At 48.1% G+C, this 13,314-nt stretch carries 14 protein-coding genes and 3 tRNA genes; 11 read left to right on the top strand and 6 right to left on the bottom strand.

Translation table 11 applies throughout. The features are described 5' to 3' along the window. Nucleotides 1–43 precede the first annotated feature (43 nt). From thiM to BC792_RS04910, 5 genes are read left to right on the top strand one after another with little or no spacing between them, the layout of a single operon-like run. Nucleotides 44–847: a hydroxyethylthiazole kinase gene (gene thiM / locus BC792_RS04930; RefSeq protein ID WP_148907873.1), complete on the top strand. Its 804-nt coding sequence runs from the start codon at nucleotides 44–46 to the stop codon at nucleotides 845–847. Further along, nucleotides 837–1,484 (top strand): thiamine phosphate synthase, encoded by a 648-nt coding sequence (gene thiE / locus BC792_RS04925; RefSeq protein WP_148907872.1) that lies wholly within the window; start codon nucleotides 837–839, stop codon nucleotides 1,482–1,484. The genes thiM and thiE overlap by 11 nt, the downstream gene beginning before the upstream one ends. Continuing rightward, nucleotides 1,465–2,310: a bifunctional hydroxymethylpyrimidine kinase/phosphomethylpyrimidine kinase gene (gene thiD, locus BC792_RS04920; RefSeq protein WP_148907871.1), complete on the top strand. Its 846-nt coding sequence runs from the start codon at nucleotides 1,465–1,467 to the stop codon at nucleotides 2,308–2,310. The genes thiE and thiD overlap by 20 nt, the downstream gene beginning before the upstream one ends. Then, a complete protein-coding gene (gene tenA, locus BC792_RS04915) occupies nucleotides 2,294–2,947 on the top strand; it encodes a thiaminase II (RefSeq protein ID WP_148907870.1) in 654 nt (217 codons plus the stop codon). Before thiD ends, tenA begins: the two co-directional genes overlap by 17 nt. A gap of 18 nt (nucleotides 2,948–2,965) precedes the next feature. Beyond that, complete coding sequence (locus BC792_RS04910) at nucleotides 2,966–3,604, top strand: HD domain-containing protein (RefSeq protein ID WP_148907869.1); 639 nt, start codon at nucleotides 2,966–2,968, stop codon at nucleotides 3,602–3,604. A 126-nt stretch (nucleotides 3,605–3,730) separates the two neighbouring features. On the opposite strand, the gene BC792_RS04905 is transcribed toward BC792_RS04910, so the two are convergent. Beyond that, entirely contained in the window at nucleotides 3,731–4,843 is a 1,113-nt protein-coding gene (locus BC792_RS04905; protein WP_148907868.1) for a lipase family protein, read from the bottom strand. Nucleotides 4,844–5,028: 185 nt separating this feature from the next. Here BC792_RS04905 and BC792_RS04900 point away from each other — a divergent pair, with 185 nt between their 5' ends. Both BC792_RS04900 and BC792_RS04895 read left to right on the top strand, forming a co-directional pair. Further along, the gene (locus tag BC792_RS04900; protein WP_148907867.1) at nucleotides 5,029–5,616 is read left to right on the top strand and encodes a Crp/Fnr family transcriptional regulator; all 588 of its coding nucleotides are present in this window, start codon (nucleotides 5,029–5,031) and stop codon (nucleotides 5,614–5,616) included. Between the two features lie 122 nt (nucleotides 5,617–5,738). Next, on the top strand, nucleotides 5,739–6,179 hold the full coding sequence (locus BC792_RS04895; protein WP_148907866.1) for a carboxymuconolactone decarboxylase family protein: 441 nt from the start codon (nucleotides 5,739–5,741) through the stop codon (nucleotides 6,177–6,179). Between the two features lie 110 nt (nucleotides 6,180–6,289). Here BC792_RS04895 and BC792_RS04890 read toward each other — a convergent pair whose 3' ends face one another. Together BC792_RS04890 and BC792_RS04885 are read right to left on the bottom strand one after the other, a co-directional pair. Then, a complete protein-coding gene (locus BC792_RS04890) occupies nucleotides 6,290–6,805 on the bottom strand; it encodes an OmpA family protein (RefSeq protein WP_148907865.1) in 516 nt (171 codons plus the stop codon). A 68-nt stretch (nucleotides 6,806–6,873) separates the two neighbouring features. Further along, complete coding sequence (locus tag BC792_RS04885) at nucleotides 6,874–9,066, bottom strand: glucoamylase family protein (RefSeq protein ID WP_148907864.1); 2,193 nt, start codon at nucleotides 9,064–9,066, stop codon at nucleotides 6,874–6,876. A gap of 236 nt (nucleotides 9,067–9,302) precedes the next feature. Between BC792_RS04885 and BC792_RS04880 the strand changes: the two genes are divergently transcribed. The 3 genes from BC792_RS04880 (at nucleotide 9,303) to BC792_RS04870 (ending at nucleotide 9,634) form a co-directional block, all read left to right on the top strand. After that, nucleotides 9,303–9,375 (top strand) — tRNA-Gly (locus BC792_RS04880). A 5-nt stretch (nucleotides 9,376–9,380) separates the two neighbouring features. After that, nucleotides 9,381–9,468, top strand: a tRNA-Leu gene (locus BC792_RS04875). Between the two features lie 92 nt (nucleotides 9,469–9,560). Further along, nucleotides 9,561–9,634 (top strand) — tRNA-Pro (locus tag BC792_RS04870). A 253-nt stretch (nucleotides 9,635–9,887) separates the two neighbouring features. Here the strand turns inward: BC792_RS04870 and BC792_RS04865 are convergent. Next, nucleotides 9,888–10,154 (bottom strand): hypothetical protein, encoded by a 267-nt coding sequence (locus BC792_RS04865; RefSeq protein WP_148907863.1) that lies wholly within the window; start codon nucleotides 10,152–10,154, stop codon nucleotides 9,888–9,890. Between the two features lie 130 nt (nucleotides 10,155–10,284). Between BC792_RS04865 and BC792_RS04860 the strand changes: the two genes are divergently transcribed. Continuing rightward, on the top strand, nucleotides 10,285–11,007 hold the full coding sequence (locus tag BC792_RS04860) for an acyl-[acyl-carrier-protein] thioesterase (RefSeq protein WP_148907862.1): 723 nt from the start codon (nucleotides 10,285–10,287) through the stop codon (nucleotides 11,005–11,007). Between the two features lie 215 nt (nucleotides 11,008–11,222). Here the strand turns inward: BC792_RS04860 and BC792_RS04855 are convergent, their stop codons facing one another. Beyond that, nucleotides 11,223–11,852, bottom strand: coding sequence for a gluconate 2-dehydrogenase subunit 3 family protein (locus BC792_RS04855; RefSeq protein ID WP_148907861.1), 630 nt, complete (start codon nucleotides 11,850–11,852; stop codon nucleotides 11,223–11,225). A 16-nt stretch (nucleotides 11,853–11,868) separates the two neighbouring features. Continuing rightward, nucleotides 11,869–13,296 carry a Gfo/Idh/MocA family protein gene (locus tag BC792_RS04850; RefSeq protein ID WP_148907860.1) on the bottom strand — a complete coding sequence of 476 codons (1,428 nt, stop codon included), beginning with the start codon at nucleotides 13,294–13,296 and terminating at the stop codon, nucleotides 11,869–11,871. Between the last annotated feature and the right edge of the window lie 18 nt (nucleotides 13,297–13,314).

The following is a 13,314-nucleotide window of genomic DNA, read 5'->3' as shown; positions in this document are numbered from 1 at the left end:
TTTCCGGGTACTCCCTGCAGCCATTAATGATAGTAATAGATTAATGGAAACACAAATTGTTCAACAGCTACACGCGCTACGGGAGCTTAATCCGCTCGTACATAATATAACAAACTTTGTCGTTATGAATAATACGGCAAATGCACTGCTTGCGGTCGGGGCCTCTCCCGTGATGGTCCATGCTAAACAGGAAGTCCGCGACGTGGTTAATATCAGCGGTGCGCTGGTCATCAATGTGGGCACCCTCAGCGAGCAGTGGGCAGAAGCGATGCTTATCGCTGCCGAACATGCGCGTGCTATTGGTTGTCCTTGGGTCTTAGATCCGGTTGGAGCGGGAATATCTCCTTTTCGGAACGAACTTTTGAAAGAACTCGTGCAGCTAGGTCCCACAGTGATCAGGGGCAACGCGTCGGAAATTATAGCGCTGAACAACTTCTCTCTGTCCAGCAGCAAAGGTGTAGATAGCACGTTACCAAGCGAAAAGGCTTTTGCCGCCGGCACCGAACTGCAGAAAGCGTACGGTGCAGAGGTGTGCATTTCAGGCGACACAGACTATATAATTTCTTCGGATCGATGGGTGGAAGTACGTAACGGAAGTGTGCTCATGACCAAGGTAACGGGCCTAGGGTGCACGGCGACGGCGCTGATCGGCGCATTTTTAAGTTTACGTAAAGCGCCGTTTGAAGAAGCTGTGGCGGGCGTATCGGTCTTAAGCCTTGCAGGGCAGCTGGCAGCCGCAGACGCCATCGGTCCGGGAACTTTGCAATGGAAACTATACGACACGTTATATCGGCTCTCGGCGGATGAACTCCTTACCTACTTAGACATTGAGCAACATGCCTTTTGACCATAGATTTCCCTATCCCCTGTATCTGGTTCTCTCCGAAAACGACTGTCGTGCGCCTTGGCTATGGGTAGCGGAACAGGCCATCCTAGGCGGTGTAGATATCATCCAGCTGCGGGAAAAATCCCTGTCGCGGGTCGACCTTGTTGCCCGAGCCGAGGCCCTGAAGCGTCTAACTGACCGTTACGATATCCCGCTGGTGATAAACGATTACGCGGATGTGGCCGCGGAAGTCGGTGCCTGGGGTGTCCATGTAGGCCGGCACGACGCCTGTCCTTTAGCCATCCGTGAGCTTTATGGCGACAAACTTCGCATAGGCTGGTCGGTCGAAGCCTTGGAACAGCTACATAGCAATCAGCTGGAGGCTGTAGACTATTTGGGAATAAGCCCTGTCTTCAGTACACCGACGAAGACAGACACGGTTACCGAATGGGGATTAGCCGGCATCCGCCGTATCCGGGAGGAGACGGACCTCCCCTTGGTTGCCATCGGAAATATGAACGAAACCACTGCGCCGTCTGCCTACCTAGCTGGAGCAAACAGTATTGCCGTGGTTTCAGCAATCTGCCGGCAGGATAACCCACAACAGGCCAGCCAGACGTTAAAAAAACTGTTATTGCATGAAAGAGAAACGAGATAATAGCGTTCCCACCGTTCTCAGCATCGCTGGCTTTGACGGTAGTGGAGGGGCCGGAATACAAGCCGACACGAAAACGATTTCGTCGTTGGGCTGTTACGCCATGAACGTACTGACCGCTTTGCCCGTTCAAAATACGCAAGGTGTACGTACTATATACGATATACCTACGGAAGCTGTAAGCGATCAGCTGGAGGTGATTTTTGACGACATCTATCCGGACGCCATTAAAATAGGAATGGTACATAGTGTGGCGCTCGTGAAAACGATCAGCCACTTTTTAAGGGACTACCGCGGGCAGATCGTATTTGATCCGGTCATGATCTCCACGAGCGGGCATAAGCTGATTCAGGATGAAACAATACAGGCCTGTGTCAGCGAGCTGTTTCCCTTATCTACCGTTATCACACCCAATCTGGATGAGATCAGTGAGCTCATCCAACGACGGGTTGACGACGTGGAAAAAATGGAAAAGGCCGGCGAGCAGCTGCTTCAAAGCACCGGTGTCCAAGCGGTTCTCGTAAAAGGAGGCCATTTGGACGCGGAAATTTTAACCACCCTCCTTCTCCAACGCGGAGAACCCCCTATCCCCTTCCAGTCGCCCCGTATCCAGACACGGAACACGCACGGTTCGGGGTGTACGCTTTCTTCTGCCATAGCCAGCTACCTCGCGCTTGACTACGAGCTTGAGGCTGCCGTGGGCAGCGCCCTGGAATACGTCCACTACGCTATCCGTGGAAGCAAAGACCTCCGCATAGGCAAGGGCAGCGGACCACTAAATCACTTTTTTAACCCTCAAAAACTCGTTATACATGAAATGGACCGATAAAGCATGGCTATCTATTGAGCCTATATTTGATGATATTCTTAAGATGGCTTTTATACAAGAGCTGCAGGAAGGCACGCTCCCACTGGCTAAATTTCAATTTTATATGCTCCAAGACGCCAAATATCTCGAACATTTTGCACGGGTGCTCGCTTACCTCGGAAGCAAACTGCCCGATAACGAACAGGCGCTGGCGTTTTTCGAATTCGGCAAAAATGCGCTCATCGTCGAGAGGGCGCTACACGGTACGTACTTCAAGCAGTTTGGCCTTTCTGATGGCGAGTCGACAGCTCTTGAGCCGGTTTGTCACCATTACGTACATTTTTTAAAGAGTACGGCGGCCTTCGACCCAATCGAGGTTGGCGTAGCGGCGGTGCTGCCCTGCTTTTGGATTTATAAGGAGGTGGGCGACTTCATTTACAGGAGGCAGACGAAGTCGGACAACCCATATGCCTCTTGGATCGAAACGTACAGCAGCGAAGAGTTCGCCCAAAGCCTGGAAGCTGCAAAAGGTTATGCCGACACCTTAGCGTCGCAGGCGTCGCCGGCGATTCAGCAACACATGATCGATGCTTTTGTCCGGGCGTCGCAGCTCGAATATCTGTTCTGGGAGGCTGCTTACACGCAGAAGGTGTGGTAGAAAAACAATGGGTAACTTATGAACAGCTATTTTGCCGTCCAATCATCGTTCCACGATCTTATGGCCGGCCTGAACGTTGACGAGCATTTAACAGACGAACTCTGGTCGGAGATCGCGGCGGCCTATTCTGATTCTGCGCGTCATTATCATAATCTGGCCCATCTTGAACATATGCTCAAGGAATCATCGCCGTTTTTACAGCAACTAGAGGCGCCGGACGTCTTTCTGTTGGCCCTCTTCTATCACGACATCGTCTATAACCCGGCGGCGAAGGATAACGAAGAGGCGAGTGCAGTCCTTGCAGAAAAGCGTCTGCGCCTTTTGGGGCGGGATGCAACGGTCCAACAGCAAACCTGCCGGTACATCATGGCCACCAAGACGCATGGCCCTACGTCCGACAATGACCTACAGCTTTTTCTGGATGCCGACCTGTCGATTTTAGGTCAGCCCAGAGACGTCTATACGCGATATATGCACGCAGTCCGCCAGGAGTACATCCTATACCCGGATGCTATCTACCGCCGGGGACGGATTAACGTATTGAAGGCGCTATCCACCCGACCCGCAATATTCCAGACCAGCGATTTTCAACGGCGGTACGAACAACGCGCCCGGGAAAATATACAGGCTGAACTTGATCGCCTTTCGTGTTCCTAAGGACTGCGCCAGGTTGCGTACGCCTCCCAGCAATCGTCCTGTTCCGGCCGGAGCTGTCCCCGTCGATAGATCCCCTTCTTTTCAGCGACCCCTATCGGAAATTTTCGGCCAAAAGCGCCGACATATTTAGTCATAAGCCGGGGCCGGCACATCGTATTGTTCTACAAGATAGTAATAAGGAGGTAGCGAATGGTGAAACATAATGTCCCTGTTGTCTTCGGGCACGGGGAACTTTCTGTAGTATTCGCGATCGGGATAAAGTACGATCTGTGCGCCGGCGCGAACATAGTTGCTTCCCCTGCTATACGTTGGTTCTTTAAACTGTGGAAGCTTTTTCCGGATATTCTTCGCTGTGAAGGTGCCGAGGTATTTTTCATATACGCTTACTGTTTTCTGCGAGGGCCGCATTACATTTTTCACAATCTTCCTGAGGAACAAACGTTTCAGGAGGGGTTGCGTCTTGATCGACTGCTGCAATAAGGGCAACGGGTTAACTGTAGGAAAATCCTCCAGTGTCTGCACCGTGGACGGCGTCTGAGGCACCCAGTCTTCTGTGCTGGTAACATTGAATGCCCAGCCCCCACGCGTTAGATGCTCATATTCATAGGCGAAGTATAGATTTCCCGGTTTTGGACTCGCACTTGTGTATGTCTTGAACCGTATGTCAGCAGGTAGCTGACCAAGCCGCTGTAGCCCTAAAAAGTATGCTGTCAGTATATAACTCAGGCCTCCCCCCTGACTATGCCCTGCAATAATGAAGTCTTTAATTCCGCTTTTATAGCAGGAGTCAATTTTAGGAAGCATGTCCCTTATCAAAAATGCGGAACTAAGCAGGTAACCCACATGAACAGCTGCATGAGGATGTTGAGCCAGGTCATAATTAAATACGAAGTTAGTATCAATCGTCAGCGTACCCTTTGCAGGTACCTGAGCGGCGTACAGATTAGCTAGCCAGCTGATTCCCTCTCTGGTCGTCCCGCGCGTACTTATTACACCGACGTTGCCGTCTTTTAACCATAATTGCCATAAGTTGGCCAGACCGATCACAGGACTTTTATAAACAAACACAGATCTATTGGGCAAAGGTATCAGCTTCGCTTTTGCAGCCGATTCCGAGAAGCGTGCATTTATACGCAGAAGCTCCATGAATTCTTCTTTGTCGAAGCCGGGACGAAGGTGCTGCGCCGAAACACCGATTGAGAAAAAGATAAGCAGTGCGGTAAAAACAGTCTGTCGCATTTGTATATTAATTATTTTTCGCTGTGTAAGGCTTCCATTGTTTTGGAACAACAGCCCGATACGCATAAATAACAAAATGGGAGGATACTTGTTTTTTGAAAATCAATAAATATTAACCGGTCGGATGCTTCAATGGGAAACGACAATTTTCTATCTTTATTGTCCGATAGTCCAACGCACAGAAGATGGAAGACCTCATACAGCATATACATAAGTTTATAGTTTTAAGGCCCGAAGAAGCCCGTAAGCTGGCACCATTCTTTAATGTCCAGCATGTTAAGAAAAAGCAGATCCTTCTCGGCGAGGGGGAGCGCTGCCGATACAATTTTTTTGTTAAAAAGGGCTGCCTACGCATGTTCTTCATTACGGAGAAAGGCGTGGAACAAACGGTGCAATTTGCTATCGAAGGATGGTGGCTAAGTGACTATCTGGCTTTTGAAAAGCGCGAAGCGTCAGCCTTTACGATACAGGCTGTTGAACCGGCCGAAGTATTCGCAATAGATTATACCTCGCAGGAAGCATTATTAAAAGAAGTACCATCCATGGAACGCTATTTTCGCCTCCTTTATCAACGGGCCTACGCGGCCTCTCAAAACCGTATAAAATATCTCACAGATTACTCAAAAGAGGAAGCGTACGTAAAGTTTCACAACAGCTTTCCCGAGTTCACACGTCGAATACCCCAGCAGATGCTGGCTTCCTATTTACAGATGACCCCTGAATATTTAAGCGAGATCAAACGTAAACTGAATCAGGCGACTTCACAAGCCTAGGCCGAGCGCGGCTTTTGCAGAACAGAATAACTATTTTTTTAAGCATATAGCATACGCTTAAACTGGTTTAAGTTTCTTGTGATCTATTGGATCTACCTTTGTGTATCGAAAACAATAAGAATATGACAACACGAATCAACATCAATGCGGTAGAACCAGCTGCTTACAAAGCTATGTATGCTTTAGAAGTATACCTACAGGGCAGTAAGCTTACAACAATTCAAAAAGAGCTTATTAAAATCCGTGCTTCCCAGCTCAACGGCTGTGCTTTTTGCATTAATATGCACACGAGCGACGCGCTGGCGGCGGGCGAAACCAGTCAGCGTATATTCCTATTAAACGCCTGGAAGGAGACAAACCTATTTACCGAAGAGGAAAAAGTAATGTTGGCCATGACAGAGGAAATCACGCTACTGCCGAAGGCGGGCTTATCTGAGGAAACCTATCGCCGTGCCGCCAGACTGTTCGACGAACAGACGATAGCGCAGATCATCATCGCGATCGTTACCATAAATGGTTGGAACCGCATTGCGGTAAGTACAAATCTTCCGGTAGCAGGTTAATGGGCGGCCGCGGCGCCGGAGGGCAACTGGAATGCCCGTTAAAAAAGTTACCTAGAAGAGATCCTCAGACCACTTCTAGGTAACAATAACTTCACTATAGTGTAGGTGGATTAATTTAAGATAATGACCTCTACCCTTCTGTTCTTCTGACGTCCTTCCGGGGTTTTATTGTCGGCAACAGGCTTCGTCTGTCCTACCCCCTTAGTCGTGATACGCGATGAAGCGATCCCTGCATCTTCCAGAAACTTCTTGACCGAAGCCGCCCGCTTTTCGGAAAGCCATTGGTTATACCCCGCCTCCCCCGTAGAATCGGTATGGCCATCGACACGGATTTTCTTCGATGTATCCTCTTTCAGGAGCTTTGCAAGCTTACTCAGCTCTACCTTAGCCTTATCTGTCAGATAGGAGGAGTTCGTTGGAAACAAAAGGTCGGATGATATCGTGAATTTGATGCCCTCGTTTGTCCTTGTCGCATCTTCAAATTCGCTTTTGACATTCTTCAAACCGTCGTCGGTTCCATCTTTCGTAACGACAGCGCCGGGATTGACCATAATCGCTTGCTGCTTACAAGAGCCGAAGCCAAGTGCTACGGCTGCCATCAGTGCAACAGTACTTATATGTTTCATGAAATTAGCTTTAAGTAACGTCGTAAAGATAATAATTTCCGTCGGTAAACGTTGATTTAATTGCGATTTTACCGGCGTTCAAACAGCTTCGCCAGGAGTTGCTTAACTTCCGGTATATCCTTGTAAAGATTCCAGATCAAACCCGACCGTGCATTTTCCAAACAGACGGCCACAGCTGCCTGATTTGTAGAAAAATATTCGTCCGACACGTCGTTGTTGCGCAGGTCCAGCCAGGCCCTAAAGCCGTACTCTGTGAAAAAGCTTTCACCGAAGTTGTCATAAAGTGCGAGTACAGATCTCTTTCCTTCATTCTCTAATAAAAACATCGACGACGGGGCGATCGCGGGGTTGATCCGATAGCTCCCCGTAGTGTCGTTAAGCTGATAAAACCCCCAGATATCGGAGTTTGTCGATCCGACACCGATTTCGTTGTCTCTCCGCTTGCGTACCTTGATATAGCTGCGGATTGCTTCTTCGAAGTTAACGTCGGGGTCTTTCAGCAGCGCTGGGCGTATGGTGAAAAACGGCTTATAAAATTCCAGCAGGCTGCCCCCGGTATAACCGAAGGGCAGTCGTTCTCCATAGAGCATGGTGTCTCTCCGTACCGGAACCCGTTCCCCCAGCCCGAGCAGGTCTTTTCCTCCGATGGGGTTAAAAGCCAGCCGGAATGTCTCACGCACAAAAGATGCAGTGTCGCGAACCAGGCTATCCATCTTTTTGTAATACGAAGAATAAGCAAGATCGACGTACTTCACGCCGTTTTCATATGCCGAAAGAGGAATGCGGTGTGTAGGCGCGCTCATCGCCAGCAGATAAGCGTTAAGCGATTCGTTAATCCCGCCGAGTGTTGGATATTGTCTTGTCGAATCCACACCGGAGATCTTCTCGACCAGCACGTCAGTGTATCCCGGTGCGAGGAGCTTATCCCATTGAATCCCTTCCCAGAGCTTTGTAATTCTGTTTCTGAGATCGGTCTCCTGTTCGTCTTCCTTGGTAAAATACTGTCTGGCAACCAGCAGCGCCTCGACCATCGCCGCGGTAGCCACCACGTCATAGCTTGCCTCATCGCTGCGGTAGTCGGGCAATCCCGTACGACCATCGAAATATGCCGGAAAAATACCATAGCGATTTTGGGCTTTCGACAGGAAAAAGACCATCCGGGAGATCCTGCTGACGGCCGTCTGTCTATTTATCCGTCCCCGCTCTACGCCTACGATCATGCTCAGTACCGCGTTCCCGCTTTCTTTAATCGAAACCAGCGCCCGCTCCTTCATACGGAACGGCAGATACATACCGCTATTGATATCATAGTTCTCCGAAAAATAGTTAACATGTGCACTTTGTACGAGGTCCAACAGTTCATGCTCCTCCAGGCGTTTGGTCTTCACCTCCTTGACTGCCGAAAAAGGAGACTCCATATAGTTGTAGTCTACCCATGCTATTTTATAGTAGTAGCTTCTGTTAACATCGGGCACATAGTCGAGGCAGCTTTGCATTGAGATGGGGCGGATGCCTACCGGTACGTACTCTTTGTTATCTTCCGACCGGTATATTTTTATATATCGGATGGAGGGTGTCAGCGGAAGCTGCCATTGTAAATGAACCTGTTTGTCGTAAGCAACAGCCGACGAGAGTATGGCCGGCGAAGATAGCTTCACATGCGACACGTTCTTCGGCAAAAACTCTACCTGATCTATAAACAGTTGGTGTGTTCGGTTGCCTGCGCGGTTTTGTACCAGCCGAATGGCTGTAATCGGCTCATTGGCCATTAAATTCCTAAACTTTGTAATCGGAATTTTGACGTTTATCCATGTGTTCTGCTCAAAGTCCTCAGCAAAATCGGCTAATAGAAGGAGATCTGTCTCTGATCCTTTTTGCAATATCTGTATTTTAGGAAGGTCTCCGGCTTTTGTATGCTCACTTTTTACAAAGACTTTCATGACGAGGAAATCGCTGTTCTCGACCTTATAGTTCAGTTTTTGACGGCTGTATTGCAGATCTACCGCCCAATTTCCGTCGGCAGCCGATCGATACGTTAACGACAACGCGTTTCCTGGCGTGAAAAATAATGTGTCCGACACCAACAGGTGATGATTAAGGTTTTCCACCCATGACTGCCCCTGATAGACCACTCTGCTCTTTGCATACACGCCTTTCACCAAGCTGTTGTCAAAAATCACCTCGGGGTAAGTATCACTATACGCGGATAAACAAGACAGCGCACCTATAACAGACAAAACAAAACGATAGAAATCCTTCATAGCAATATTGATTTACAGCAAAAATAAGCAAATATTGAACCACTTGAACAAAAAGACAAAGTTTTGACCGCGGTCTGCCTGCGGAGCACTGCGATAGGCTGTCTACTGCCGGCTACGGACATATTAAATATCAAAAAATATTATACACATTTATAGCATGTTAGCTTTGTCCACATCAAAAAACGGTAAAATTATTTTAAGAATAAGATTTTCTGTCTATATTTGCATCGTCGCAAGCGAAAGTAGCTCAGTTGGTAGAGCACAACCTTGCCAAGGTTGGGGTCGCGAGTTCGAATCTCGTCTTTCGCTCAGTTGCCTAGGTGGTGGAACTGGTAGACACGCAGGACTTAAAATCCTGTTCCTGTTAAAGGAGTGCGGGTTCGATTCCCGCCCTAGGTACCAGAGAGCTCGTCGTAAGATGGGCTCTTCACTTTAATAGAAACAAGACGAAAGTTTTCGGAATTTTATTTTTTCTATTATCTTTAACACATCCTCGGGATGTAGCGTAGCCCGGTATCGCGCCAGCATGGGGTGCTGGAGGTCGTCGGTTCAAATCCGGCCATCCCGACAAACAAAAAGCTCTTGCAGAAGCAAGAGCTTTTGTTGTTTCGGCGTGTACCGCTTCAACATACTAGGTTCTACGCAGTCTTTTACATGTCCGTAGAGTAGAAGCGGTGTATACTGTTCCCCCCATAAACCGGAGTCTGAGGCTCCCTTTTTATCGTAAGATCCTTCCTAATAATGCCCCGCTTCACACGAAGATAGTGTTCGTATTACCTTTTAAACATTAAACGGCCTCCATGCTGTCTGTACGGAACTTATCAGAAGTCGACCTCTATTATCGATTTGAGCGGTATCAGCACACCGGCCTTTATCTGAACATACTGCTCCGTCAGCGACCATACCGTTGTTTCTATTCTTTTCGGACCGTCTTCCGTCTGGAACACCATCGTCGTTTTCGATTTAAACTCATTTCCCAAACGTTGTGCGGCCAACAGCTTACTGTGTAAAGAATCAGTCTTGTCTACCGCCGCCGGAATAATTTTATAATCACCTATATGTTCCTTTTCTATAATTTCTCCAATCATATCACAAAATGAAAATAAACAATTCTACGAAAGCTTCTTATTGATTAACTAAATATAAATATTCACAGAATATATTTCATAATGCACAACAAATTATTTACATTATTTCACACTTTATGACATTTATTTTATGCAGCCAACAATTTATTCGAATTCCTACACGATAAACTTTACCCAATGTTACTCCAACGGGTATCTAAGGTATAGCGAATTGAGCAATCTCCTGCAGCTCACGGCATCCGATCACGCGACACTTCTCGGGTTCGGTTATATGGAGATGTCGAAAAGCCATCAATCCTGGGTACTTAGCCGTGTCCGTATAGAGATCGACAGACTTCCCCGCTTCTTAGAGCAAATAACCGTCCGGACTTGGGTGCAGGACTTTCTAGGCAACCGGTCTGTCCGTAATTTCGAAATTTTACAAAACGGCGAAAAGATCGCGGGAGCGACGACTTTCTGGGCGGTGTTCAACGTGAGATCGCGGAAGTCGGAAGACCTAAAAGCTGCCGTCGATCCCGTTATTATTCAGACAGGCCGCACGGCAACAAACGAGCCTTTCAAGCGGATAGAAGCGAAAACGCTGTGTGAGCAAACGGTACACTATACGCCGAAGTTATCCGACCTGGATATTGTAAATCACGTCAATAATGTAAAATATACAGACTGGTGCCTGGACACACTCGATCCGGAAACCGTGCTGAAACGGCATTTTAAGACCGTTGACATCAACTATATTAAAGAGTTAAAACTAGGAGAATCTGTAACGATCAACCATTCAATAGATGGAAACAAAATTGACTTTTCTATCAAACACGGAGACAAAGCAGTGTTTTTAATGCAGTTGACAAATTGACCTGCCCCGGCCGGAACAGTTCTGTAAAGAAGGCTGTCCAAAACGGCGGCAAACCCCATCACTGCGAGGAGCAAGCGACGTGGAAACCGAATGCAGAGAACTCATGAATGTCTTTGAAAATCGACACGAATGAATAACCTGCACTTTTTTGACGTCGTCGCCATGACGACGACGTCAGCCTTTTTGGACAGCCTCTAAATCATTCGACGTAAGGATTACGATGCAAAAGCACGATCTCCCTTTTTATACGGATAGTTTCCGTCATATCGTCCGGGAATTTTAACATATCGTAAGGCTTTTGTCATCCCCACCTCCGAAGTGAAAAAGCCTGTTAGCGTCAACTGCTTTAGCATATGGAAGAAGTGATTAGGAAGGTACTCGGCTTCTTCCTCTTTCTTACCTTGTTCTTTAGCTTTCGCATAGATTTCGCCTTGTTTCGCATCTCTATCCTTCTGGAACGCTTTTGCCTCCTTATCGTACTGGTTTACGAATTGAAGTTGTTCCTCTTTAGAAAGTTCCTGGAACTTTTTACCGAACTCCTTCTTGGCGCGGTCGTCTACATCTGCCAGTCCTTCCATAAAAGCTTTCTGATCGGCTTCATTGTAGCAGTCACGGATCATGACAGGTATAAACTCACCTACACCGGCTTCTTTAGCGCCGGGTGTAGATGTTTTCGGCAGGATCGCTTCCGCGAGGTCCCCCAGGAAGTTTGTCTTATCTTCTTCGAATAAGGTCGCAACATCTTTTGAGGCTGGTCTCGTACAGCCCTCGAGGAACAGGTTTGCACCGATCACCGAGCCTCCGATCAACATTGCCACCCGTTGAATTGCCTCTCTTCTATTCATTGTTCAGTGTCTTTAGTTAAATTTTATAGTTTACTTCCCAACCTTGGCGATATTGACGTTTCACAAACTGGTTCACCACGTCGAAGTTAGTTACCTTCATCTGATCATTGTCCCAAAGCAATTTCAGGTTTCTCCCCGGATACTTTCCGTCGATACGTAAGTCTGCTCCGCGGATAGCCAGATTTGCCATCAGTAATGCTTCGGTTAGCGGTCCGGAAATCTCAAATGGCGCACTCACTTCTTTCTTACCGTACCCGGCGATACAGGCTTCAACCCACTGGGCGTAATGTCCGTTGGCTTTTCCGGGTACACGTGCATATTTCTGCGCTACCGTTTCTTTTCTTGTGGTAGGTAACAAACGCGCGTTGTCGCCGTATGTGTCCGCCAAAATTTTCCCTTTGGTTCCTATTAACAAGATACCGTTTCCTCCGTCGCCGAAGATCTCGTTTGGCCCGAGTTCCTCCGGACGAGTTGGCTGAATGCCACCGTCCATCCAGTGTAGGGTTACGGGGCCGGCCGTTTTCGGCGTCTTAGGAAATGTCATCGTAACGTGGCTGGATGGTGGACAGCTCTCGGGATAGTAGGCTCGTTTGAACTCGTCGGCATAGATTGTTCCAACGGTAGCCTGTACGTCCTGAATATACCGCAGCCCCAGCGTGCTAAATGGCACTTCGAGCAGGTGACATCCCATATCTCCCAAGGCACCGGTTCCGTAATCCCACCAGCCGCGCCAGTTGAATGGAACGAGCTTTTCAATATAGTCTTTGTAAGGTGCTGTACCTAGCCATAAATCCCAATCCAATTCTTTCGGTACTGGCGCCGTCTGTGTTGGCCATGGAATACCGGATGGCCATACCGGCCGATCTGTCCAGCAATAAACGGTATGGACATCGCCAATAAGTCCTGCCTCAAACCACTCTTTTATCTCACGTGGACCATCGTTTGATGCTCCTTGATTCCCCATCTGGGTTACCACCTTGTATTTCTTTGCAGCATCGGTTAAAACACGTGCTTCCCATACGTCGTGTGTCAACGGCTTTTGCACGTATACGTGCTTACCTAGTTGCATTGCTGCCAACGACTGGATAGCGTGGTTATGATCAGGAGTAGAGATCGACACCGCATCGATATGCTTATGTTCTTTATCGAGCATTTCGCGGTAGTCCCTGTAGTACTTCGCTTTTGGAAATGCTTTTACGGAATTCGCTGCACGGCGGTCGTCGACATCGCACAGAAATGCAATCTCGGCCTTTCCACTGGCATGAAATGACGCAATATCACTTTGTCCCTTACCGCCCACTCCGATACCGGCGATCATCAACTTGTCGCTGGGAGCGACAAACCCGGTACCGCCTAACACATGGCGGGGTACAATCATAAAACCGGCAGCCGCCAGCGCCGCGCCCTTAATAAAATCTCTACGTGAATTATTTTTTTCCTTCATAGTTAGCTTTTTATACGT

Source organism: Sphingobacterium allocomposti (assembly GCF_008124885.1).
Taxonomy (GTDB): domain Bacteria; phylum Bacteroidota; class Bacteroidia; order Sphingobacteriales; family Sphingobacteriaceae; genus Sphingobacterium; species Sphingobacterium allocomposti.
This window is presented reverse-complemented; position numbering and strand designations above follow the sequence as displayed.